Here is a 24,586-nt window from a genome sequence, read left to right on the forward strand (position 1 = left end):
GACATATTGCTGCTCATGACATATTGCTGCTCATTGCGTTACTGGCTGAAATTTTAATGTGGTGGAATGGTTTAGCGGCTGCACAAGCAAAGTGGCATTTTGACTTTCAAGCTAACAGCATCAAGCACCGGAGAGTCCTATCAATACCACGACTTGGGCGGGAAGTTCGAGTTCATCGACGATATCAAATTAACGACTCCCAATATCAATGGGCAATGCTTGAATATCAACGACTCACTCACACCGAAGGGCTGGGCAAATTATGAGGGGATCCGTCAGTGCCGTTGTTAGTCGATGATAATAATAAGCCATTACATAATCTTGAGGAAATCCTTCAGTTCCATTCTTATATGAATAATATAAATTAACTGCAGCTCTGTGATAACCTAATTCAAGCGATTTAAATAGCCATTCATTGGCTTTTTCTCTACCAATTAATTCAGCTGAATAAAATAAACTTATCATCGCGGGTGCATAACCTTCTTCTGCTGCCATTATTAAATATTTTTTCTTTTCTCTACTATCCCATTTTGCGCCATTTTTAAATATACCGTAACCCTTATGCTGTATTATGTCAGCATGAATTTCATTACGTACTTTCTGTCGATAAAAAGGAATATATTGCCACCAGTTGTCCCCTTTGTCATACATGGCGTATTTCGCTTTTCCACTGCCTTGTTCGGCCAATTTTTCCCAACCAGCCATCGCTTTTTCATGCCAAGCTTCGTTGCACGGCCAGCCAAGATAATCACACGGGCTATTACCACCGGGGACTAATAAATCCATCGCCCACGGGTCGCCCATGTTTGCCGCTTTCAGAAAGGTATCACCAGCTTCGAAGCGTTCGCCACTTTCGTATTGAGTGATTCCCAACCAATAAGTAGCAGCTGCACTGCCCTTGCCTGCTTCTGCTTGCAATATCGCTTTAGCTTGCTTGAATTCAGATTGATTATATAGGCGAATGCCTTGTTCTAGTTGTTCATTAGCCCATACAGGAGCAATGACAAATAAAATAATCAGCATTATACATTTCATTGTAATTTTCATTTATCTATCCCACTTTATTTTTTTATAATGGTCAACTACAGCTGAATTAATTCCTTCATAATCTGTCGCATCTATAACTAAAAACTCTGTTTGTAAATACTGCCTACTCACGCTATCATGCCCAACAACCTTGGTATACAATACCATTCTTCTTGTTAGAAATTTAATATATTTAGAGTAATTCTCCAATTGAAGATTAAGATTCTTTATATGTTCATTCATTACGTCATCATCTTCCAACCTATAATCTTCATACTTTGCTTTCATGAAGAAATTTTTAATTAGCAATAGATTATCCGCATAACGATGCCATTTCTCTTCTTCATTTAATTCATCACCATTGCGTAGCCCCATACGTTGAATAGCATTTTCAAATATTCTTATCTGTTGATCACTCGCATTCACACCACCAAGCCACTCAAATATTTTAATTATTGCTTCTCGTTGACTGTTATTATCCGAAAATGATTTTTTTTGTTTTTCTTCTATTGAGTTAATACCAAAACTCAAACTTGGGATATCATGGTAATTAACCAATACCGTTAATAACTTCGCCAATGTCTCTGCTGGCATTTTCTCTACCCATGCTTTATTTAACTCATAATTATCAAGGTCATTGATAAAATCTGCAACAAAGAAAGCATTCTCTTTTTTCATCGCCTTTCGTTCCATTTCTTCTAGAATTTTAAATGGAAGAATTAATACAGATGATATTGATATCCCAAATGAAATAGCGACTGTCAATATTCTATTAACAGCAGCATAAGATTCATCATCTACAAAAAAATCAAAACGGCTAAATCCAGGTTTTTGCATAATCGTCAACAATTCAGAAAAAAAATCATCCGCAGCGTGAATGTTTAACTCATTAGCAAACTTACCACCAAAACCAAGCAATGGTGTTAGACCCGCATCTATAATAAAAATAAATTTTCCATCATGATATGTACATCTGAATGTGCCCGTCCACCCTGGACCAATAGTTATTCGTGCACCAAATCCAGACTTGAACAAATTAACTTTTTCTGTCGCTTTTGGCGCTTTCCAATCTAACGCACAACTTATATCTCCTCCAACCTCTATGCCAGCAAAAGCTGATGCTGTTACATTCACTCCAGCTCCCATCTGATCAGGATTCGTTGAGCTTCTAACCGTTTTAGTATGTGTTTTTAGCTCATTACTGTCTGTAAATTCATCCATCGTTCCCTTTACACCCAACCCCCCATCATCCATATTACCAACATGAAAGCTTGTTCCTAGCTGAATCGTTGCAGCAAGAAAGCCATGTACCCTCCCCTCTAATATCAAATCAGCATCACCCAAGTTTTCAGTTCGTGTGATTAGTTCTGAATCTTTGCTCGCTCTATATCGATATGGAATATCAATTGGAAAAGAAGCTGTTTTTTTCACCCCTGTTGAACCGCGAGCCAAATCAAAGCCTGCTTTTGCTTCAGCATTAAGTTTAAAATTATCCTGCGTCAACATCTCATGATGACCATTTAATAATTCAGCACTATATACAAAACGAGAAAATTGAGCTCCTCCGGTAACTTCTGTTTTAACAGGAATACCAAATATTTCATCTTCCAATACATAACCGTGCCAAGGAAAAAATTTATCTTTCGGTATGTCGTCGATAAATTCATGTGATTGACCTTTAAACTCAATACTTCCTATTTTTGCTTCCGATTCAACTTTAAACTTCGGTTTTCCTGCTCCACTTCCAGTGCCACCGCTAGGAATTTCAAGCGTAATGGATTTTACACAGCTATTATTTTCATCGGCTAATACTGGGTGACTGGAAAGAATATATAATCGTTTCGTAGGATCTGAAGCTAATGCACATTCTACAATTTTCAATGTGTTTAGATCGCTAGCACCATATATTTGCCCCTCTAAATTAGCAGGTTTCCAACTTGACTCATGCCAAATAAGTGAGTTATCCATCGCCTCAGTAGTAATAATCTCACCAGAAAATTCATAATCTAGCTTTCGATAATAGGTAAGTGGTGTGTTTTTATTTCCATCAGCAATGTCTTTTAACAATTCACAACGTCGCTTTAGCTCAAGTGAAGATTCGAGCAATAATCTAACGTATTTACTATATGATTTATTTGTACCAATAAGTTTTGAAAAATCATTAATTCTTACAGTTACTTCTTTAATTAAAACAAGGTCCAAAACATAAGCAGGATAATAGCCAATTTCAGATGTAAAACTCACATCCTTAACTAGCAATTCTATTACACCTTTGAGTTCATCTATTCCTGGTGATAAATTATCTATCATATCAACAATCTGATAAACTCTCTCCCATCCATTAAACAATTGATTTTCTGTCAGGCACTGCTCTTTTACTACAACACACCGATTATTAAGACTGTATATTTCACAAAAGAGTGATGCATTCTGTATATTATTTATATTTAAAAGATGATATATTGATTTATAATTTATACTTAATGCATTAAGGATGATTGGGTGTGCTTTATCTTGCCAATGCTTATATATTTCATATCCTTTTTTAAGATCATATATGACACTTCCTGTTGTAATCTGTTGTGAATCCAAATAATCAGAAATATTAAGACTTATACGTTCTTCAGCTAAATTTTCAAGATCGCCATATATAGCAACATCCCTATCAGATGAATAATACCCCTGATCGGTGAATGCAAATTGCTTTCCATTTTCTCTTGGTTTTATTGTTTTAGCAATGTTGATTGCTTTCTCTTCAAATTCCTCAACAACCTCATCTAACTCACTAATAAGATCTTCTTTTAAAGCTTGAAATTCCTCTCGCCTATAATTTTCATAATTCTTTAATTCCTCCTGATATGATATTTTTATCACACCATGATAGAGTTTCCTCTCAATATACTCTTTTCCCTGTATCCCTGTCTTTTTCCTCTCAAAATCAGTTTCTATCTTATCAATACGTCTTCCGACGCCTATTAGACCAATATTTTCATCATCTTTTGGAAAACTAAACGGGTTGGTATTAACCAATAACGACTTTCTTATGAGCAGGGCCTCTCTATAATATTTTGCATCATCTGTACTTTTCATTTTAAGAAATTCTTCATGTGCTAATGAATCAAATTGATCCATCACACCAAGCTTATTTAAGCCACTGATTATCTCCTCTTTCGTACCGCCACTAACTGCTTTTTGGCAGATCTCACTGCCTTTCTTTACACTGTCTAATGCTTCCTGTGTGAGCATTAATACCTTTTGTTTAAAGTCTTTAGGGTGTTCAGGTATATATAATGAGTCAACAAATTTAGGTACTTTACATTCTAATTGTACTAATTCTGAATTTGGTAGCGTCGGCGATTCATCCCTGACTTTTGATGTCACATCAGGAGTATCAGGGATATTTATTGTTTTACCATCATAAATTAGATCAATATTTTTAATTTGATGTGCATTGAGCTGGTATAATACACTAAGCTTAGTGCCAAATTTAACTGCTAGTTCAGAGAGTGTATCCCCTTGCCTAACCACATAAGTATGGGTCATTGATACAATTCCTTTATAAATTCATTCGGTAATTCAAACTGGCTGTCTTCTGATATTATTTTTGGGTTATTAATTTTAGTATACCCATACAATGAAAATAGACATGCAGAAATAGATACTGCACAAGCCTTACCTAACAGGGCAGTAATTAAATGTCCCTGAAGATTTTTTAAAATTTTAGTCAGCGTATAGGGTGAATAAAAACGAAGTACAAACAACCTTCCATCTTCACTGTATACGGTGATATGGCGCTGAAGCGAAATGATGATTTCTTCTTGTGATATGGTTGCATCATATTCGAATATCACCCCGCTACTCGCCCACAGCGAATCGGTTTGCCACAATTGCCATACTTCATCTTCAGGCTTCACCATCAGCCACACTGGGCTGTTATCCATCTGGGGTTCCCATTGCGTATTTTGATACAACGCGCCACAAATATGCTCATTTTTAACCGCGAGATAAGCCGCATCCGGTACCCGATGACTATCAATAAGCAGCACATATTGGATGTTCTGGCTATTCATGGTTACATACACTCGCAATTTGGCTTAGAGCAGCTGCCATCTTGCCGTTTCTGACAAATTTCCATCGCGGCCATGTCTCTGTCTGCAATTTGCTGTAGCTGGTTCGCGACTGTTTCAGATGAGGTTGCGAGTATCGCGGGTTCAGAGGATGCCTGATCATCTGACTGTTTGTACTGCCCTGATGGCTGTGATTGCTTGAATTGTTGCCCACTGTTACTTGCTATAGCGCTCGGCACCACTATCCCGGCATCACCAATGGTAACAGTACCGCAGCCGCCAATAATGACGCCGCCATGAGAGCTGCTATCCCCCATTCGGGCGGCGGGTTTTCCATTAATGAATACCGATGCTGATCCCTGTGCGATGGAGTCCGGTGGACCAACACACACCATCATGTCGCCAACCCTGGCAGCGGGTAGCCCGCCAATAAACACGTTGGGAGATCCGGCGGCGATAGGACCACCCACATGAGGTATTTTCCCTGTCTTTTTAGGGCAGGAGTGAGGATCACTGATTCTTGCGGCAGGCTTTCCCATAGTTTCCTTCGTATCCGATACGGCTAATGCTGTTATGGTGAGAATGTCGAGTCAATCGATCATCATGGTCGCGTTATGCTATGGCGAGATGTGCAGGCTTGCATCTGGGTTTTTTAACTACAGGGCGGACAACAAATAAATATTTGTAACGATGTAACGAATAAAGATGTGATTAGAGAAAAGACTCAGTAAGTCGAGTAATTGCATTGATGGCGAGAGGCTAAGAGATGGCAGGAATATTACGGCGGTACTAAGGCGGATGTGTGAAGATCGTCTTGCTGGTAAGTAAAACGCCCTCTTAAACATAAGAGGGCGTGCTGATAGGCGATTTATCGATTTAAACAGTGATTAACGTTTGGCTTTGGTGGCGCTGTCCATCCAAACGGCAAGTAATAAAATGCCGCCTTTGACAATATATTGCCAGAATGTCGGGACATCCATCATGCTCATGCCGTTATCAAGCGAGGCCATAATGAAGGCACCTATCACGGCGCCTATCACAGTACCAACACCACCAGCCATGCTGGTACCACCAATCACACAAGCGGCGATGGCATCCAGCTCCGCAATGTTACCCGCAGACGGTGATCCTGCGCCTAAGCGGCTACTGAGGATCAGAGCGGCGATAGCGACCAAGAAACCGTTCATGGCATACACTGCAAGCTTGGTTTTCTCGACATTAATGCCCGACAAACGACTGGCTTCAATGTTGCCACCAATGGCGTAGATCCGGCGACCAAACTGGGTTTTGCTGGCGATGAACGTACCGAGGATCAAAAAGACCGCCAGTAGTAATACCGGCGTTGGTACGCCACGATAATCATTGAGGATCAGTATGATGCTGAGTACGGCAATAGCGATACCGGCGTATTTCATCAAACATGTGCTGGTAGCTGGCACAGGAAGTTTGTATTCCTGACGCATGGCGCGGCGTTTTTGCTGCCAGCCGAAATACAGTGACAATCCACCGATCCCGATGATCATCCCCAGCATACTCGGCAAGTAGCTTTGACCAATGATCCCCATCGCCTGCGACGTTGGAGCAACGGTGGTACCGTCCGTGATCCCAATAAGAATGCCACGGAAAGCCAACATACCCGCAAGGGTCACGATGAATGACGGCACTTTACGGTAAGCGACCCACCAGCCGTTCCACAGCCCGAGCAGGAAACCAGCAACAATCGTCAGTACGATGGTCAGCGGCAACGGCAGCCCAAGCCACACATCAAAGATAGCCGCAACACCACCAAGTAAGCCCATCATGGAACCAACTGACAAGTCAATTTCACCACTGATAATGACGAACACCATCCCGATGGCCAGTATCCCGGTGATAGAGGTCTGACGGAACAAGTTGGAAATATTACGGGGGGATAAATAACTCCAGTCAGTCATGATGCTGAAGAATAGCATGATAATGACAATGGCAGCGGCCATCACTACTAGCTGCAATTTTGCGCCTTGTAGCCAGTCGCGTAGGGTACTTTTATGGGTAGCGGTCGCTACGTGTTTGACGTGTTCCATTACACTGCCACTCCTTCCGTTAACGCACAGTCCATGATCTGCTCTTGCGACAAGTTGTCGTTGATCAAATCACCTTTAATTTTTCCTTCATGCATCACAAGTACCCGATCACTGATCCCCAGTACTTCTGGTAATTCTGATGACACCATGATCACGCTGATCCCTTGTTTAACAAGGGTGAAAATCAGCTTATAGATTTCATATTTTGCCCCGACATCAATGCCTCGTGTCGGTTCATCCAAGATTAATACCGTGGGGCTGACCAATAAAAACCGAGCAAGGATCGCCTTTTGTTGATTACCGCCAGAGAGGTTCTTAATGGCAATGTCAGCATTGGGGGTTTTTACCGTCAGCGCTTTAATTGATTGACTGATCTCCGCGGATTCTTTGACATCATTCAGTACACCACGGCGGGCAAATAAGTCTAATCCTGCCAGAGTGATGTTCTCACCCACTGACATGATAGGTACGATGCCGTGACGCTTCCGATCTTCTGGTACCATGGCTATCCCAGCGGTTAACGCATCCTGACTGCTGTGAAGTTCCAGCTTCTGGCCATGCAAATACACCTCACCGGAATGGCGGCCCTGGTAGCAACCATACAGGCATTCCATCAGCTCCGTACGCCCCGCACCGACCAGACCAGAAACGCCGAGGATCTCGCCTTTTCGCAGCACAAAGCTGGCATTGGCAACCTTAAGGATATGTGAGTTGGCTTTGTCCCAGGCGCAGATATTATTCGCTTCAAGTACCACCTCACCAATGGGGTGATCTTCGCGGGGAAATAATTGCTTCATCTCCCGACCGACCATCATAGTGATGATGTCATCGGTGGTCATGGATTGCGCAGCCCGGGTGCCTATATGGGTGCCATCACGGATCACGCAGATCTGATCTGAAATGGCTTTTACTTCATTGAGTTTATGAGAAATATAAATACAGCTGACACCTTGTGCTCGCAGCTCATTCACCAGATCTAACAAGATCTCGGTTTCTGATTCCGTCAATGGTGCAGTCGGTTCATCCAGCACTAATAATTGGGCATTTTTCGACAGGGCTTTCGCTATTTCAATGAGCTGCTGTTGACCCACACCTAAATCGCCGACGCGTGTTTCAGGCGAAACGGATAATTTTACCTTTTTTAATAACGTGACCGATTCCGCATGCATACGGTCAAAATCGAGAACGCCGTAACGCGCTATTTCAGCGCCTAAAAATAAGTTTTCTAATACCGATAATTCTTTTACCAGCGTGAGTTCCTGATGAATAATTGCAATACCGAGTGCTTCTGTATCGGCGATGTTTTTCGCTTTCACCGGCTGGCCTTTAAACAGTATTTCACCTTCAAAGTCACCATCGGGATAAATACCGCACAATACCTTCATTAAGGTTGATTTACCCGAACCATTCTCACCACACAGGGAAAGGATCTCACCTTTATTAACGGTAATGCTGACACCATCTAATGCTTTAACCGGTCCAAAGCATTTAACGATATTTTTCATCTCTAATAATGGGACCATTTTTCATTCCTAAACACATTCATGAAATAAAAGGAGAGCCCTATCGCTCTCCTTTCTGGAGCCATTAACGGTAGATATCTTTTTCAGAGTGGAATTTATCTGCCACCAAGGTTTGTTTAATATTCGTGGTATTCACTGTGATAGGGTCTAACAACCAAGCCGGTACATCTTTGATGCCGTTATTTAGCACAGAATTGGATGCAGGGGCTTCTCCTTTACCAAGGTCAACCGCAATATCTGCTGCACGCGCCGCCAGCACGCTGATCGGCTTGTACACAGTCATGGTTTGGGTACCATCAACGATTCGGCGAATTGCGGCTAAGTCAGCATCTTGCCCGGAAATAGCCACTTTACCCGCCAATCCTTGAGCCGCAAGAGCCTGAATCGCCCCACCCGCCGTCGCATCATTTGAAGCGACGACGACATCAATCTTATTATCATTGGCAGTCAGGGCGTTCTCCATGATTTTCAACGCATTTTCAGCCAGCCAAGAGTCTACCCACTGATCACCGACCACTTTCACTTCACCGGCCTCAATCTTAGGCTGCAGCACATTCATTTGCCCCTGACGGAAGAGTTTGGCGTTATTGTCGGTCGGCGCACCGCCCATCAAAAAGTAATTGCCGGCAGGCTTAGCTTCTAGCATTGCGGTGGCTTGCATTTCTCCCACTTTTTCGTTATCAAACGAGAGATAGAAATCAATATCAGCATTATTGATCAGGCGATCATAGGCCAATACTTTAATCCCATCACGCTTAGCTTCTGAAATCACATTACTGAGAACTTCACCGTTATAAGGAATAATGACCAGTACATCAACACCACGAGATATCATATTTTCAACTTGTGATATCTGCGTTTGTTCATTACCATTTGCAGACTGTACATATACTTTCGCGCCGAGTTCTTCTGCACGCTCAACAAATATATCACGATCTTTTTGCCAACGCTCTAAACGTAAGTCATCAATGGCCATACCAATTTTAACTGTTTTAGCAATGGCTGGGGTAGCGGCAAGACCGATAGCTAATGCACAAAGTAGTGATACTGTTTTTTTCATTGTTCTATCCTTTCATGTCACAAGAAAATGAGGGAGTCCATTGGGTAGCATCTGTATTTATAATTGTATTGATATTTGTGTTAGTGATTTACAAGCCTAATGTAGAACATCATTTGAACAGTATCATTTGATCTATTTTCTTATCCCGTTATGTTTTTTTACTTATTGTACAATTTGTGACCTCGCTTAAATTAGCTTGCATCCACTTTATTTTGTGATAATAAATAACGAAGAAACGTTATTTAGCTCACTAACATACCAACAATAATATGCATCCAGTCAGCTGATTTTTGATTTTCCTATTTTTTACCAAATAAAAAAGCCCAAGTCTCATCCCTCAATGAGCCTTGGGCTTACCTCTTCTGCCGTCCTCAACGGACGATCAATTGTCGTTATTTGTAAATGAAGCCATTCACGACATTTTCCAGGTACTCTTGGCGACCAGATTCTTGTACTGGTGCAATGTCGTTATCAACAGCAAATTTCGCCAATGTTTCCAGGCTGTGATCACCAGCAAGGATCTTCTTACCCAGGTCGTCGTTCCAGCCCGCGTAACGCTTCGCTATGTTCTGCGACAGTACGTCTTTTTCGATCATGGCGGCGGCGCGTTCTAGTGACAGTGCCATGGTGTCCATGCCGCCGATGTGACCGTGGAACAGATCTTCAGCTGCAATTGAAGGACGGCGAACGCGTGAGTCGAAGTTGAACCCCCCTGTCGTGAAACCGCCTGCTTTTAGGATTTCATACATCACCAGGGTGTTTTCTTCCACGCTGTTCGGGAACTGATCAGTATCCCAGCCCAGCTGCGGATCACCGCGGTTAGCATCAATTGATCCGAACAGACCAAGCGACGTTGCTGTTGCAACTTCATGCTGGAAGCTGTGACCGGCTAGCGTAGCGTGGTTCGCTTCGATGTTGACTTTAATTTCGTTCTCAAGACCAAACTGCTTCAAGAAGCCATACACTGTCGCAGTATCATAGTCGTATTGGTGCTTGGTTGGTTCTTGTGGTTTAGGTTCGATCAAGATTGACCCCTGGAAACCAATCTTATGTTTATGCTCGACCACCATTTGCATCATGCGGCCTAACTGGTTGCGCTCTTGACGTAAATCGGTATTCAGTAGGGTTTCATACCCCTCACGACCACCCCACAATACGTAGTTTTCACCACCAAGGCGCTGCGTTGCCCCCATCGCGTTGAAAATTTGTGTTGCGGCATACGCAAACACTTTTGGATCCGGGTTTGTGCCGGCACCTGACATATAGCGCGGGTGAGAGAACGCATTTGCAGTACCCCACAGTAGCTTCAGCCCTGTTTCATTTTGCTTTTGCTCAAGCACATCGACCATTTGAGCAAAATTATTGACGTATTCTTTCAGTGAGGCGCCTTCTGGAGCAACATCAACATCGTGGAAGCAGTAGTAAGGCACGCCAAGCTTGGCGAAAAAGTCGAAAGCAGCATCGGCTTTCATGCGTGCCATTTCCATGGCGTCACCGCTGTGGTGCCATGGACGATCAAATGTACCCGCCCCAAACACATCTGAACCCGGCCAGCAGAAGTTGTGCCAGTAACAAGCCGCAAATCGTAGGTGATCTTTCATCGACTTGCCTAGGATCATACGGTCAGCATCGTAGTGACGGAAGGCTAATGGGTTCGTTGTGTCTGTGCCTTCAAATTTAATTTTATTGATGTTTTTAAAAAATTCAGTCATAGCCTTTATTCCAGTAGTTAGTGGTGACCTTGCTTGACTAACATATTTACTGTTTTATCTTGCGCTATCAATTATGATTTTTTAATACCAAATTCCACTATTTGTTATTTGTGCCGAACATCTCAAAAATGCTATTCTTTCTATCCACTCATTAACTCAGGCATAAAGAACAGATGAAAAATAAATCAAACATTATTTACACCATTTTCTCACAGCGCTTAATCACAAATGCAAAATATCATAAACCCATTACAACTTTTCATAATTGCATTATTACCAGAAATTTATTACCGAAATAAACTGCTTATTTTTCATCCTTCAATTTTTCACTCTATTTTTACTGATCATTCAAATTTTCATGTGTTCATGACAAACGGTAACCGATTCACGATGGATTAATGTCGGGTAATAGCAGTGGCCATTGGGGTGACTGTCTCGGTTATCATTGAGAGACAATAACGCGGCTTTACGGGCCATTTTTGCAATCGGGTATTTCAGTGTGGTCAAGGCTGGTGAGAAGTAACATTGCTCCATCACATCATCAAAACCGATGATGGAAAGTTGCTCGGGCACACGTACCCCGCGTGACTGAAATTCCCGCAGCGCACTGGCTGCATACACATCATTAAAAGCCAGCAATGCGGTGATCGGCAGCCCCAATGACAGTAACCGTCTGGCAGCGGCTCGGCCCCCTGCTTCAACCCAGTCTGCATCTTGAATCCATTCGTGATTAACATATAACCCATTGTCTTTCATCGCATTTAGATATCCATCCAATCTGGATGACTTATCATCACACTGAAAAGCAAGGTTAATAAAACCAATCCGGGTATGCCCCTGATTAATCAAATGCTGGGTGGCTTGATAAGTGCCAGGCATCGAATATAACCACACACAACGATCGATCACTGACTCGATTTTCCGGCCAATAATGGTGATGCCGGCGTGCTTGTGGCAGAGCTCAGCCAACACCTTATCCGGCAGGGCTTTACTGTGAATCACGATGTTTCGGCAACCATGGGAAAGCAGAAAATTAATCGCATCCCTCTCGTCTTTTTCCTCATACCCGGAAGAGCATAACATCAGGTGGCGGTTATGTTCACGCCCCACATCTTCAACGCTCTGTGCTAACAAACTATAAAACGGTGAGCTTATTCGATTGATGACCACACCAATTGACTGCGTCCCACTATTTAATTTTAAGCGTTTGTTATTTTTCGTTTTAAAGCCTAACGTATCAGCCGCTTGTTCAATACATTGTTTAGTTTTCTGGCTCACTCTGCCTTGATTATTAATAACTCTTGATACAGTCGCCATAGAGTATCCGGTTAATTCTGATATATCTTTTAAGGTCGTCATTAATAATATTCCAAACGTGACGAAAATCAAAAATGTAACTTACACACTATTTTGTTTTGGTATTGTGATGTTTGCTTGATTTTATTATTCACACTGCCAGTAAATTTAATTCAATTCATCTCCAACCCATAATAATAAGGAAATACCATGAGCGTGAGATCACCCGGTATTGCTCTGGCCATCGCCCCTATGGCCTCAATGTTAATATTATTAACCGTCGGATTTACCTTTTTAGGTTTATCTATCGAAGTATTGATGCTCGTGGCCGCGGCGATCTCTGCCGGGATCGCGCTGTACCTCGGCCATAGCTGGCAAGACATTCAGGATGCCATTGTCGATAAACTAAAAACCACCCTACCTGCTCTATTTATTTTAATCATCGTCGGCGGCTTGATCGGCAGCTGGATGGCCGGCGGTACGATTCCCATGCTGGTATACTACGGCTTGAAAATGATCAGCCCGGAGTACCTACTGGTCACCGCGTTTCTAGTCACCTGTGTCGTCAGTGTCTGTACGGGTACCTCATGGGGTAGCGCAGGCACAGTCGGTGTAGCATTAATGGGCGTCGCAGTCGGTATGGATGCGAACTTAGCCGCCGTTGCGGGTGCGGTTGTATCGGGTGCTTATTTTGGCGATAAAATTTCCCCCCTTTCCGATACCACTAACTTTGCACCGGTTGTTGCTGGCACCGATTTGTACTCCCATATCCAGCATCTGCTATGGACCACCATCCCAGGCTTTATCCTCTCTTGTGTGGTGTTCTTCTTTATGGGGCACTCCGCCGTTGCTGACGGTGGTGTACCTGACAAGATCGTAGCGATTCTGGCGAACCTTGACGCACTGTACAGCTTCAACGTATTCCTGCTACTTCCACCGCTGCTGGTACTCGGTGGTGCAATTAAAAAATTGCCGACGGTGCCGCTGATGTTAGGTGCCTGTCTCATTGCAGTGATCAACGCCGTTGTTTTCCAGGGCTTTGAACTAACCACGGCTACCGGTGCATTTTTGAATGGCTTTAATGTGGCGATGTATGCCGATGCAGGTATTGATGCGAGTGCAGTGATCCCGGATGTGGCAAAGCTGGTTAATCGTGGCGGACTTAGCTCGATGATGGGCGTGATCTTGCTGGTATTTTGTGCCTTCTCATTTGCGGGGGCAATGTCAGTCACAGGCGGCCTGACCATTGTGGTACAAGCGATGGCAAAAGGAATTCGCTCGGTCACTAGTCTGATTGGTGCAACCCTTGCGACCACTATCATTGTTGTAAGCACAACTTGCGACGGTAAACTGGCGCTATTGATCCCATCGGAGCTATTCCGTGACTTATACCGAAAACTGAATCTCGACCCGGTAAACCTTTCCCGTTCAACGGAAGATGCCGGTACCATTATTGAGCCACTTGTACCTTGGACCAGCGCGGGTATTTTCATGGCATCCACCCTGGGGGTCGCAACACTCGATTATTTACCGTGGGCGGTTCAGTGCTACACTGGGATCATATTTGCCATGGTCTGGGCAATGACGGGTAAAGGGATCAAATACCTGAACGATGACGCAAATAGCACGCCGTCATTGACACCGAAAGCGGCCAATTAAGACGTTTAAGTACCACCAGACACCTCTACAAACCTCCAGCGGTCACACTATCGCTGGAGGATCTTAAATTAGATTTAATACTCTAACTGAGCCAGCTACTATTCCCTTGCATTCCTTCGGGATGTTGGTACTCAGACCACGCCTCCTAGCGTCCACTTGGTACAAAGGTCTCTTTCCAGCCACCACTAACCAACGTATTCAAGAGACCTTTTTTCTTTCCTTTCATAATCAAGTTATTCTGAGATCAAGCACTGTCTTCGTCATCACTAAGAGCAATATTGAGTATAAGCAGTGCGCCAGATCCAAAATCCCTCGTCCTTTACTGTCTCCCTTCTGGCAAGTCTGTAAAATATTCGCTTAAATGAGGCATTTTGATTACGATTAACTGATTTCATTACACTTTCCCTTTTATACAGTCTCTTAGCAAGGATGCAGTATGTTACGGATCAACTGTCAGGAACGCCCTCACTGGCGCGAGCTGGCCAAAGAGTTTGGGTTTGGCTTTCACAGTATGTACGAAGATCCCTATTGGGATGAAACTGGCTATTACCAGTTTACTCTGAAACAAATTGAACGTGATTTGGAAGATCCTACCGAAGAAATCCATCAGATGTGTCTAGAGATGGTTGATACCGTTGTCGCCGATGAATACTGGCTACGGCGATTTCAGATCCCCGAATCCATGTGGCAATCAGTTCTTGATTCTTGGCGCAGCCGCGAGCCGTCACTCTATTCGCGCCTCGACTTTGCCTACGATGGCAAAAGCCACGCCAAACTGTATGAAAATAATGCCGATACACCAACCTCGCTATATGAAACTGCATTCTGGCAATGGTTATGGCTGGAAGACATGGTAAAAAGTGGCCAGATCCGCCGAGATGCCGATCAGTTCAATCTATTACAAGAATTATTGATGGCGCGTTTTCAAGAAATCGCGCACAACCAACCAGGCCAGACGCTGCATTTTTCTTGCTGCAAAGATACCGAGGAAGACAGAGGTACGGTGCAATACCTTGAAGACTGTGCCAAAGAAGCGGGTCTTGCCACCAACTTCGTCTTTATTGAAGACATCGGCCTAAACGGCAAACACGAATTTACCGATTTAAAAGACCGTCCGATCCGCTGGATGTTCAAGCTCTACCCGTGGGAATTTATGTTCCGCGAGCAATATGCCAAACAGTTGCCAACCACCCAGATTAACTGGCTGGAGCCAATGTGGAAATCGGTACTCAGCAACAAGGCGTTACTACCCTTACTGTGGGATAAATTCAAAGGCCATCCGAACTTATTACCGGCCTACTTCCCGGATGATCGAGGCTTAAGTGAACTGCGTGATTACGTGATCAAGCCAATATTTGCCCGTGAAGGGGCCAATATCACGATTGTTGAAAATGGCCGCCAAACCCTACGCATTGATGGCCCTTACGGTGATGAAGGGGTGATCTATCAGGCTTATCACCCCCTACCTAAATTCAACCATTCTTACACCTTGATTGGCAGCTGGCTGGTCAATGATAAAGCCGCAGGGATCGCCATTCGCGAAGACAGTTCACGGGTGACACAAGATTTGTCACGGTATCTGCCACATATCATTCTTTAACCCACCATTATCACATTTAAGCCAGTCTGCGATCACCTGCCAGCTATTATAAATAGGGTGATCGCAACCGGGCTTGCTTATGACCCCATACCGAATTAGGCCGATCCTGTTGGCTGGATTGACCATCAGTAGTCTCTCTATATCGGCCACCGCCTCTCAGGCCAGTGTCGGACATCATAGCAACGACTATGGCCCACTCAATGTGTATGCACAGTCACCACTGCAATCCAACAGTCTGGCACCACAACTCAAATCCGGGTTCAGCAACCAAACTGGGATGGCAGAGTTCTACACCAGTGCGACAATTGCCAGCGTATGGGCACATACCTACGAGTATAATCTCGACTATTACCAAAATGCGCTTTCGATTGGTGGCAACTGGCAGCTGACACCGTTATGGATCATTGAGATGGATTTCACCTGGCGCTTTGCCGCCAACAACCACCTAGATACCCTGACTCGAGCCTTTCATAAAACCTTTGGGATTGATCACAACGGTCGAGCTGACGTCGACAAACACTCATTTGATATCTCGGTGCCACAATACGGCGTCGAGATCCACGGGTTCGATGGCGATACCCTCGGCAATGTATTTTCCTTCTACAGTAGCTACCAACTCATGGAAGATACCCATCACGGTTTGTCCCTCGGTGGTAGCCTGTATTACAACTACGTCGGCAATGGCCCGTTCAAAACCAGCCAGTTTGAACAGGCGATGCAACTCAATTACAGTTACCGCAGCGGTAAACATCACATCTACACCCTGCTCGGGGTATCCTATCGCCACGATGATGAAGTATTAGCTGACGTAAAATACAACCATTTCGCCTTAGCGACGGGTATCAGTTACCAATACCAACTCTCAGATACACATCGGCTACTCACCGAATTTCACCTCTATGAAGGCGCAAATGATGCTATTTCTGAGCTCAGTGAACCCTCAGTAGAATTTCTAATCGGCTACCGTTACCACACCGGCCAAGGGGCCATTGAATTATCGCTGATCGAAAATGTGTTCAATATGGACAATAGCACCGATGTCGCTTTCACCCTCGGTTATCGGCACCGGTTCATGATGGAGTGAGTTAGCATCGAATACGATTTACAATGTAAATATGATTAACAAATCGACACCCGCAACCCTCACCCCCCTTTTCGTTTTAACCGAATAACACCAAATCTATGCACTTGCTCAATAGCAGTAAGTGTATGATACGCGATGCCAGATCCCATGAATTATCAGTTCCATACCATAGCGAATTAACAATAAATTTTGAGACGACACATTTGCGTCCGCGTGATTCACATCACATTATGATGCACGGATTGCGACATCACCCACAATTTAATGATTGATTTATCGAAAAGTATTGAGCTTTTTTTTAGCAGGATTATTCTCCAATTTAACAACTGGTTTAAACCAGATGAGATGAAAAATGAAAACAGTGAACAATGTAAGTGTGGTGCGTGACAGTTTTGACGCCTGGTTAGTACAGAGCAACTTGCCTGCCGGAGCAAAATTACCGTCTGAGCGAGAACTCTGTGAGTTGCTAGATACTAAGCGTATGACATTGCGTCAGGTGTTGATCGAGCTAGAAGTTGAATCACGTATTTTTAGAAAAAATCGCAGTGGTTGGTTTATCACCCCGAGCAAGTTTATATACAACCCCAAATGCCGCTCTAGCTTCAATGAAGAAGCACGGGCACAAGGGCGCGAACCGTCTTGGGGGTACTTACAGCAAAATCTGGCCACGTCATTACCACCTGAAGTATCTGCGGTTTTTCCTCTGAGCCCAAATACATACAAAGTGACAGGATGGTGTGGCCTTGATAAACACAAAGTGTTTTACCATGAGTCTTATATCAATACTGAAATTGCGCCAGATTACATTAAAAATCTAAAAAATCAGTCATTTGCAACCGTATGGAAAGAGAAGTACGGACAAGACTTAACAATTAAAAAGCTGGCATTCAAGCCAGTCAATATGCCACTTCATGCCTGTAAAGAGCTGGGCGTTGCCCCGAACTCATTTGGCATTTTGATTGAAAAGCATCGCGCTACGCGAGACAAACAAGTGGTTCATGTTGACTTAGAATACTGGCGATTTGAATCCGTTGAATTAGTAATTAATGATTTATAAGGAAATGTATGAAAACCGATGTGTCTGCTTTGCTGGCTGAACGCGCGCGTCTGATCCCATTATATCTGCACGCTTACGCCTATCACCTGAATATGCGTTACGAGCGCTTATTGCCAAATGATTTGCTCGATATCGCCCAGCAACAGCAGCTGTGCGGGGTGAAAATCCATGTTGAGGATGGGGAGTCACAGTCACTGCGCCACCTTGACGCTGATGCTCTGAGCCAGTTCAAAACAAAAGCCCAAGCCTATGGGCTAGATGTGCATATTGAAACCAGTGCATCGGACAAAGCGACGCTAGATGAAGCCATCCGTATTGCACAGGCAACTGGCGCCAGCTCAGTGCGTTTTTACCCGCGCTATGAAGGGCACCTTCAGGACGTACTGCAGAAAATCACGAAAGATCTTGAATATTTACGTGAATTTGATGCTTGCGGCCTGAGCTTTACTATCGAGCAGCACGAAGATCTGAAAGGCCACGAGTTAGTGACCCTAGTTGAAAACAGTGGCATGAAGAACCTGTCAATCTTGTTTGATTTTGCCAATATGATCAATGCGAACGAGCTGCCGCTAGCAGCACTGGATGTGATGGCACCTCACATCACGCAAGTTCATATTAAAGATGCAAAAGTGATCAAAGAAGGTAAAGGCTGGGCCCATGAAGCCTGCCGTACCAGCCACGGGGACTTACCGCTCAAAGAGATGCTGATGACGTTACTCGCATTAGGTAAAGAGCAACCGCAAGTGATCGCATTTGGTCTGGAAGAAGAGGTCGATTACTTCGCCCCAGCATTCCGCTTTGATGATGAAGGCGATAACCCTTGGATCCCATGGCGCGAGGCCAGCTTTACTCCACTGCCCGATGCGGACTACCTAGAAGAGCGACTCGCATTGGAACAGCAACATGCATTGGAACAAATTGCGCATATTCGCAAGCTATGTGCTGAGATCGCGCAACCAACCGCTTAACTTTCCATAAAAAGTCGGCGTATTTTCTATCCCTGTAAAATAAAGGGCTGGCCCCCTTTTGCCTGAAGAAAAGAACGATAAGCTAAATAATACACGTCGACTTTTTATTTTAGTTAACGATACAGTGCCATAAATACCTATTTTTTAATTAGCAATGTTATTGCTAATTAAACCCAACTCGTCATTACTTTTTTGGAAATTAACATGATAATAAAAACAAATAATGCCCCTCAGGCAATTGGTCCTTACTCTCAAGCTATCGATACGGGTAATACACTTTATATATCAGGCTGTTGCCCATTCAGTGTAGCAGACGGTTCGGTTGTCGGTCTGACTATTGAAGAGCAAACCAAACAAGCGATGGATAATCTACAAGCCATTGTCACTGCAGCTGATCTCACCATGTCTGACATTGTTAAAACAACCTGCTTTATTAGTGACTTAGAGAATTTCATGGCTTTCAACACCCTCTATGCCAGCTATTTTACTGATGGCACATTCCCGGCCCGTTCATGCGTCGAGGTCGCGCGTTTACCGAAAGATGTCTTAATTGAAATTGAAGCGGTGGTCGTGAGAAAGGACAATAAAAAATGCTGATGAATAAATGGATCAGGCTCTGCTTTTTAATTCTCGGCGGCGGCACCATCTTCAAACTATCTAGTATGAAAGATGTATTTTATGTCCCAATGCAAGAAGACTGGGGCCTCACTAATACCCAAATCGGTTTAAGTTTCACGGTATATACTATCGTTCAAACAACAGGGTTATTTTTATCACTGTATATTGCTGACCGCTTTTCCAAGAAAATCCTACTGCCTGTCGGCCTGATCGGAGTAGGCCTGTGTGGGTTATACCTCAGTACCTTGCCACCTTTTACTGGCTACCTTATCTGCTTTGCGGCAATGGCCTTTTTTGCTGATGTACTGTACTGGCCTGTATTACTGAAAGCGGTCAGACTGCTGGGTACTCAAGAAGAGCAAGGCCGTTTATTTGGCTTTCTAGAAGCCGGACGTGGGGGGGTTGACGTGATCATCGCCTCTGGCGCACTGTTTGTATTTGTCCAGTTTGGTGAAGGTAAAGCAGGCATGCAAGCGGGCTTAATTTACTATACGCTTATTACGATCGCCGTAGGGATTGTTACCTACTTTATCGTCGACAATGACGACAAAGTCGTGACTAAACCAACAGAAAATACCAACCTTCAAGTACTTAAAGGCATTAAGCACGTACTGACATGCCCGAATATTTGGTTGGCATCGCTGGGGATCTTCTTTGTTTATTCCGCCTATTGCGGCCTGACATATTTTATCCCGTTCTTAAAAGACATTTATGCCCTACCCGTCGCGCTCATTGGAGCCTATGGTATTATTAATCAATATGCATTAAAGATGGTTGGTGGCCCAGTCGGTGGATTTCTGGCGGATAAAGTCGCGAAATCACCGACAGTATACCTAAAATGGACCTTCCTGCTGTCTGCTGTCGCAATGTTTATATTCATTCAGCTACCTCATGCCTCAATGAATGTCTATCTCGGCATGGCGGCAACGCTCGGTTTTGGTGCCATCATTTTCTCTCAGCGTGCGATCTTCTTTGCGCCAATGGATGAAATTGGTACGCCACGTAAATACGCGGGATCAGCCATGGCATTCGGCTGCATCATCGGTTACATGCCAGCCATGTTTGGCTATACCCTTTATGGCTGGTTACTGGATACCTTTGATGGGATCACGGGTTACAACTATGTCTTCACGACCATGATTGTATTCAGCCTCTGCGGTTTCGTCTGCTCGTCTATTCTCGTGAAACGTATTCAACGTCAAAAAGATCTGGCGTTACAGCCGGCCTGATGAGACACACAGCACTCGTAAAAAAATCGCCAGCATATTGCTGGCGATTTGATGTATTTAGAACGGCTTAACCAATGGCTAATTTGGTTTCCGGATAGCGCAATTTTCGCGCCCTCGGACTGGCGAGGAAATAAGCCAGAGTCAATGGACCCACCCGACCGATAAACATCAGTACGATAATAATAAACTCCCCAACTGGTGTCAGATTCGGCGTCAAGCCACGCGATAACCCCACCGTACCCAATGCAGAAAGTGCCTCAAACATAATATCGAGCATAGGTGCATGTTCGGACAGCAATAGGCCGAAAATAGCCAACCAGCTCACCACCACCGAGATCATGGTTAAAGCAAGTGCCTTGCTCACTGTCTCGCGGGGAATTTCTCGCTTGAATACAAAAATAGCGTCATCACGGCGAAGGTAACCGTAGGTGGCTAAGATCATCACCATAAAGGTCACCACTTTGATCCCACTGGCTGTACTCAGTGAGCCACCACCGATGAACATCAAAGTCATGATCAGTGCAGTGGTTGAATCTTCAAGTTGATCCATCGGTAACGTATTGAAACCTGCGGTACGAGGCGTGACCGCCTGAAACCAAGCCGCCAACCATTTACCATGCTCGGATAAGTGAGCAAGGGTGTGGGGGTTATTATATTCAATCAAGTAGATGGCAATAACCGCAAACAGGTTAAGCAAAATGGTGCCAGTGATCATCATCTTGCTATAAGGAGTCAGTCGCGACCAGCAGCGATTGCGGTGCAGGTCAATCCAAACCGAGAACCCAAGCCCGCCAACAATGAACAGCCCGGTAATGGTCAGGTTGACCACAGGATCTTCCACATAAGGGATCAAGTTATTCGCACTAAGGGCAAAACCGGCGTTGTTAAACGCACTGATAGTATAGAAAAAACCGTGAAACAAGCTGGTTTTCCACCCCAGTTCCGGCGCCCAGTACACCGCGAGGATCGCCATCCCGATGCTCTCAACAAACAATGCATAGGCCAGCACATTTTTAGCCGTAGAGGCTAACGTCGAGGTATCAGTTTGGTTAAACGCTTCTTTCGCGACAGTGCGCTCAAGAAAGCCAATTTTTCCCCCCAAGGAGATCAGAGTAACGATAGCAAATGTCATTAAACCCAAGCCGCCACACTGGATCAACAGCGCGATCACGGCCTGGCCGAAGGTTGTAAACACCGTACCGGTATCCACCACTGACAGACCCGTCACCGTCACCGCTGACGTAGCAGTAAACAGACTTTGCGACCAACTAAACGGAGTGGCGGTGGCAAAAGGAAGTTTAAGCAAACCAGTGCCAAGTATGATCAGCATAAGGAAGCTGCCCGCCAAGATCAGCGGCGGCGCCGCAGTGATCTTTTTGGCAGCGTTGGTCTTACGCTCTAATGGCGAGACCGATGGGTGCCACAGAACCATGTTACACCAACCTTGGCGCGAGATACTTCAAATCAGCTCGGGTGCCGCATAGCAGCAAAATATCATTGGTCTGCAGAACAAAATCACCCGTAAGCTGACTGAAGGTTTCCTGATCGCGCTTAACCAGCAGCGCATCAATGGTACCGCTGGCATCCCCCAGTAATTGAGAGAGCGGTGCATCATTCAAACACGCTTTAATTGGGATCTCGACCACATGTAATCCATGTCCGATAGAGAGATAATTATTGACCATCGGATAATTAAGCGACTGAGCCACTCGAACCCCCATTTCTTCTTCCGGATGGACGATGCGTGATACGCCTAACCGAGATAAAATGGTATGGTGAGCCTTGGTGCTGGCTTTGACCCAAAGCTCATTGATCCCCAAGTTTTTAAGTGCCAGCGTACACAACAGGCTGGCCTGCATATCTTCACCGATAGCAATCAATACCGCTTCACTGTTAACCAGCCCCAATTCGCGCAATGCGCACTCATCAGTGGCATCACAAATCACCATTTCAGTGAAATCTTCCGTATATTTTTCAGCTATTTTCGGATCGCAATCAACACCGGTTACGGTATGGCCGAGATGAATTAACTCTAGGCTGGCAGCGACACCAAAACGCCCCAAGCCAACGACGGTAAAATGCGCCATGGATAAGCACCTTGAATAGTTAGGATTTGATAAGTAATGAGAGAGAGCAAGCACCACCGACACCGTTACGTACGAAGGCGTCATATCATTCTGTGGTGTGCGGGTAAGGCTAGGTAGTCACGGTATATTCCTGCAACTGATAAGTCATTATTTTTCACATGGTGGAAACACTAAGCTCAAACGTTGAAAAAGTGTGCACCGTATCACAGTCTCACTCTAGCAGAGCTCGCGAGATCCGACTCGTGATAATTTTGCAATCTAGGATTGGAGGTTTAGCACGAAAGCAAATAATAGCGGATTAATGGCCAACGAAGAGAAAGTTTTTGTCCTTTCTCTTCGTTGGCCAATAGACATAATTGTCTACGATTCATTTATTAAACACTAGATAAAAGCCGTCAGCACCGTGCTGGCGGTTTTATTTTGATAAATACTGACACTACCACTGAGTATTGTTATATTATAACAATTGTCATGGATTGATAGGTGTTTTGCGGTGTCAGGTTTTAGAACTCACAATATAACCTCTCGATATATTGCGATTTATGCGATCTTTCTCGCTATTTGGTTAAATTTCGCCGTTGTTAGCCACCAACTTGATGTAACACCCAGCCACCATCTACATCATCAATGTGAGCTATTCTCTGCAGCGCAAAATGGCTTGTCTCAGGTTGTGCCGCTACTCAACCTCACACCGCAATCCGAAGACTTTGTCGTCACATTTTCCACTGAAAAAGCCAAAACACAGCATTTTGCTTATCACGCTCGCTCTCCGCCCTCTCTTTAATCATCTCTATATTTCTATTTTCATTTATGATTTTTAAGGATTGGATTAATGACAACCAAATCTCACCTAGCCCTTGCGGTTGGGTTCATTGCAAGCACATCGCTGTACAGCACCACCTCTTTTGCTGAAGAGCACTTTCGCCAGCATGATGCACATGTTCACGGCCAGGTTGAGTTTAATATTGCCCAAGATGGCCATGATTTACTGATCGAAATCACCGCCCCCGGTGCTGATGTGGTCGGGTTTGAACATGCTCCCCAAAACAACCAGCAACAACAACAAATAAATACAGCGACTGAAACACTCAGTCAGGCTAATGCCATATTTACCTTAAGCCATGCAGCACAATGTACACTTGAAGCGGCGCAGGTGACGCAGTCTTTAGACCGTGACACGCACGGAGATAACCACGACCATCACGCAAAACATGATGAGACTGATGCGCATAAAGATCATCACGACCATCATGCAAAACATGAAGACCATGAAGACCATGAAGACCATGAAGACCATGAAGACCATCATGATAATGATAGCCACGGCACCTTTACCATTGAATACCATTATCACTGTGATGATCTGGCTAAACTGAAAAACATCGAAACTCAGTGGTTCAGCCACTTTCCTAATACCAACACGATTAGCGTTAACCTGCTGACTGACAACGCTCAAACGGCTACCGAGCTTTCTGTTCGCAAAGCGATTATCGCGTTATAGAAACGTAATAAGTCTATTGGGCAAGTCCAACTTGCC

20 protein-coding genes and 1 pseudogene are annotated in these 24,586 nt (G+C 44.3%); 10 read left to right on the plus strand and 11 right to left on the minus strand.

From position 1 onward, the window contains the following. Positions 1-266 (plus strand): annotated as a pseudogene (locus L4D12_RS23750) (IS4 family transposase); the annotation flags it as partial. Here the strand turns inward: L4D12_RS23750 and L4D12_RS23755 are convergent. From L4D12_RS23755 to L4D12_RS23795, 9 genes are all read right to left on the minus strand, one after another. Next, entirely contained in the window at positions 235-1,047 is an 813-nt protein-coding gene (locus L4D12_RS23755; protein ID WP_428450307.1) for an SEL1-like repeat protein, read from the minus strand. The pseudogene L4D12_RS23750 and the gene L4D12_RS23755 sit on opposite strands and share 32 nt — an antisense overlap. Then, positions 1,048-4,569, minus strand: coding sequence for a LysM peptidoglycan-binding domain-containing protein (locus tag L4D12_RS23760; RefSeq protein ID WP_428450308.1), 3,522 nt, complete (start codon positions 4,567-4,569; stop codon positions 1,048-1,050). Continuing rightward, positions 4,566-5,096: a DUF4123 domain-containing protein gene (locus tag L4D12_RS23765; RefSeq protein ID WP_428450309.1), complete on the minus strand. Its 531-nt coding sequence runs from the start codon at positions 5,094-5,096 to the stop codon at positions 4,566-4,568. Before L4D12_RS23765 ends, L4D12_RS23760 begins: the two co-directional genes overlap by 4 nt. Before the next feature lie 2 nt (positions 5,097-5,098). Beyond that, entirely contained in the window at positions 5,099-5,632 is a 534-nt protein-coding gene (locus L4D12_RS23770) for a PAAR domain-containing protein (protein ID WP_428450310.1), read from the minus strand. 348 nt (positions 5,633-5,980) lie between these two features. Then, positions 5,981-7,156, minus strand: coding sequence for a sugar ABC transporter permease (locus L4D12_RS23775; protein WP_428450311.1), 1,176 nt, complete (start codon positions 7,154-7,156; stop codon positions 5,981-5,983). Beyond that, positions 7,156-8,679: a xylose ABC transporter ATP-binding protein gene (locus tag L4D12_RS23780; RefSeq protein ID WP_428450312.1), complete on the minus strand. Its 1,524-nt coding sequence runs from the start codon at positions 8,677-8,679 to the stop codon at positions 7,156-7,158. Before L4D12_RS23780 ends, L4D12_RS23775 begins: the two co-directional genes overlap by 1 nt. Before the next feature lie 64 nt (positions 8,680-8,743). Next, complete coding sequence (gene xylF / locus L4D12_RS23785) at positions 8,744-9,739, minus strand: D-xylose ABC transporter substrate-binding protein (protein ID WP_428450313.1); 996 nt, start codon at positions 9,737-9,739, stop codon at positions 8,744-8,746. Positions 9,740-10,131: 392 nt separating this feature from the next. Continuing rightward, positions 10,132-11,451 (minus strand): xylose isomerase, encoded by a 1,320-nt coding sequence (gene xylA / locus L4D12_RS23790; protein WP_428450314.1) that lies wholly within the window; start codon positions 11,449-11,451, stop codon positions 10,132-10,134. A 348-nt stretch (positions 11,452-11,799) separates the two neighbouring features. Then, positions 11,800-12,810: a LacI family DNA-binding transcriptional regulator gene (locus L4D12_RS23795; RefSeq protein WP_428450315.1), complete on the minus strand. Its 1,011-nt coding sequence runs from the start codon at positions 12,808-12,810 to the stop codon at positions 11,800-11,802. Positions 12,811-12,957: 147 nt separating this feature from the next. Here L4D12_RS23795 and nhaC point away from each other — a divergent pair, with 147 nt between their 5' ends. From nhaC to L4D12_RS23830, 7 genes are all read left to right on the plus strand, one after another. Next, complete coding sequence (gene nhaC / locus L4D12_RS23800; RefSeq protein ID WP_428450316.1) at positions 12,958-14,406, plus strand: Na+/H+ antiporter NhaC; 1,449 nt, start codon at positions 12,958-12,960, stop codon at positions 14,404-14,406. Between the two features lie 436 nt (positions 14,407-14,842). Next, complete coding sequence (locus L4D12_RS23805) at positions 14,843-16,006, plus strand: glutathionylspermidine synthase family protein (RefSeq protein ID WP_428450317.1); 1,164 nt, start codon at positions 14,843-14,845, stop codon at positions 16,004-16,006. Between the two features lie 79 nt (positions 16,007-16,085). After that, positions 16,086-17,090: a DUF3187 family protein gene (locus L4D12_RS23810; RefSeq protein ID WP_428450318.1), complete on the plus strand. Its 1,005-nt coding sequence runs from the start codon at positions 16,086-16,088 to the stop codon at positions 17,088-17,090. 352 nt (positions 17,091-17,442) lie between these two features. Then, on the plus strand, positions 17,443-18,147 hold the full coding sequence (locus tag L4D12_RS23815) for a GntR family transcriptional regulator (protein ID WP_428450319.1): 705 nt from the start codon (positions 17,443-17,445) through the stop codon (positions 18,145-18,147). A gap of 8 nt (positions 18,148-18,155) precedes the next feature. Further along, positions 18,156-19,115: a sugar phosphate isomerase/epimerase family protein gene (locus tag L4D12_RS23820; protein ID WP_428450320.1), complete on the plus strand. Its 960-nt coding sequence runs from the start codon at positions 18,156-18,158 to the stop codon at positions 19,113-19,115. A gap of 198 nt (positions 19,116-19,313) precedes the next feature. Then, complete coding sequence (locus tag L4D12_RS23825; RefSeq protein WP_428450333.1) at positions 19,314-19,712, plus strand: RidA family protein; 399 nt, start codon at positions 19,314-19,316, stop codon at positions 19,710-19,712. Further along, positions 19,706-20,962 carry an MFS transporter gene (locus L4D12_RS23830; RefSeq protein ID WP_428450321.1) on the plus strand — a complete coding sequence of 419 codons (1,257 nt, stop codon included), beginning with the start codon at positions 19,706-19,708 and terminating at the stop codon, positions 20,960-20,962. The genes L4D12_RS23825 and L4D12_RS23830 overlap by 7 nt, the downstream gene beginning before the upstream one ends. Before the next feature lie 67 nt (positions 20,963-21,029). Here the strand turns inward: L4D12_RS23830 and L4D12_RS23835 are convergent, their stop codons facing one another. Together L4D12_RS23835 and L4D12_RS23840 are read right to left on the minus strand one after the other, a co-directional pair. Then, entirely contained in the window at positions 21,030-22,394 is a 1,365-nt protein-coding gene (locus tag L4D12_RS23835) for a TrkH family potassium uptake protein (RefSeq protein ID WP_428450322.1), read from the minus strand. Position 22,395: 1 nt separating this feature from the next. Then, positions 22,396-23,049: a potassium channel family protein gene (locus tag L4D12_RS23840; protein ID WP_428450323.1), complete on the minus strand. Its 654-nt coding sequence runs from the start codon at positions 23,047-23,049 to the stop codon at positions 22,396-22,398. 493 nt (positions 23,050-23,542) lie between these two features. Between L4D12_RS23840 and L4D12_RS23845 the strand changes: the two genes are divergently transcribed. Continuing rightward, a complete protein-coding gene (locus L4D12_RS23845; protein ID WP_428450324.1) occupies positions 23,543-23,833 on the plus strand; it encodes a DUF2607 family protein in 291 nt (96 codons plus the stop codon). 48 nt (positions 23,834-23,881) lie between these two features. Further along, entirely contained in the window at positions 23,882-24,550 is a 669-nt protein-coding gene (zrgA, locus tag L4D12_RS23850) for a zinc uptake protein ZrgA (RefSeq protein ID WP_428450325.1), read from the plus strand. Positions 24,551-24,586: the final 36 nt, after the last annotated feature.

The organism is Photobacterium nomapromontoriensis (assembly GCF_050336815.1).
Lineage (GTDB): Bacteria > Pseudomonadota > Gammaproteobacteria > Enterobacterales > Vibrionaceae > Photobacterium > Photobacterium nomapromontoriensis.

What these genes read in the sequence shown, in the direction of transcription:
- L4D12_RS23755 (WP_428450307.1), bottom strand. Translation starts at nt 1,047, where the DNA reads ATGAAAATTACAATGAAATGTATAATGCTGATTATTTTATTTGTCATT.
- L4D12_RS23805 (WP_428450317.1), top strand. Translation starts at nt 14,843, where the DNA reads ATGTTACGGATCAACTGTCAGGAACGCCCTCACTGGCGCGAGCTGGCC.
- zrgA (WP_428450325.1), top strand. Translation starts at nt 23,882, where the DNA reads ATGACAACCAAATCTCACCTAGCCCTTGCGGTTGGGTTCATTGCAAGC.
- xylF (WP_428450313.1), bottom strand. Translation starts at nt 9,739, where the DNA reads ATGAAAAAAACAGTATCACTACTTTGTGCATTAGCTATCGGTCTTGCC.
- L4D12_RS23770 (WP_428450310.1), bottom strand. Translation starts at nt 5,632, where the DNA reads ATGGGAAAGCCTGCCGCAAGAATCAGTGATCCTCACTCCTGCCCTAAA.
- L4D12_RS23835 (WP_428450322.1), bottom strand. Translation starts at nt 22,394, where the DNA reads ATGGTTCTGTGGCACCCATCGGTCTCGCCATTAGAGCGTAAGACCAAC.
- L4D12_RS23830 (WP_428450321.1), top strand. Translation starts at nt 19,706, where the DNA reads ATGCTGATGAATAAATGGATCAGGCTCTGCTTTTTAATTCTCGGCGGC.
- L4D12_RS23820 (WP_428450320.1), top strand. Translation starts at nt 18,156, where the DNA reads ATGAAAACCGATGTGTCTGCTTTGCTGGCTGAACGCGCGCGTCTGATC.
- L4D12_RS23815 (WP_428450319.1), top strand. Translation starts at nt 17,443, where the DNA reads ATGAAAACAGTGAACAATGTAAGTGTGGTGCGTGACAGTTTTGACGCC.
- L4D12_RS23775 (WP_428450311.1), bottom strand. Translation starts at nt 7,156, where the DNA reads ATGGAACACGTCAAACACGTAGCGACCGCTACCCATAAAAGTACCCTA.
- L4D12_RS23765 (WP_428450309.1), bottom strand. Translation starts at nt 5,096, where the DNA reads ATGAATAGCCAGAACATCCAATATGTGCTGCTTATTGATAGTCATCGG.
- L4D12_RS23760 (WP_428450308.1), bottom strand. Translation starts at nt 4,569, where the DNA reads ATGACCCATACTTATGTGGTTAGGCAAGGGGATACACTCTCTGAACTA.
- xylA (WP_428450314.1), bottom strand. Translation starts at nt 11,451, where the DNA reads ATGACTGAATTTTTTAAAAACATCAATAAAATTAAATTTGAAGGCACA.
- nhaC (WP_428450316.1), top strand. Translation starts at nt 12,958, where the DNA reads ATGAGCGTGAGATCACCCGGTATTGCTCTGGCCATCGCCCCTATGGCC.
- L4D12_RS23780 (WP_428450312.1), bottom strand. Translation starts at nt 8,679, where the DNA reads ATGGTCCCATTATTAGAGATGAAAAATATCGTTAAATGCTTTGGACCG.
- L4D12_RS23810 (WP_428450318.1), top strand. Translation starts at nt 16,086, where the DNA reads ATGACCCCATACCGAATTAGGCCGATCCTGTTGGCTGGATTGACCATC.
- L4D12_RS23840 (WP_428450323.1), bottom strand. Translation starts at nt 23,049, where the DNA reads ATGGCGCATTTTACCGTCGTTGGCTTGGGGCGTTTTGGTGTCGCTGCC.
- L4D12_RS23795 (WP_428450315.1), bottom strand. Translation starts at nt 12,810, where the DNA reads ATGACGACCTTAAAAGATATATCAGAATTAACCGGATACTCTATGGCG.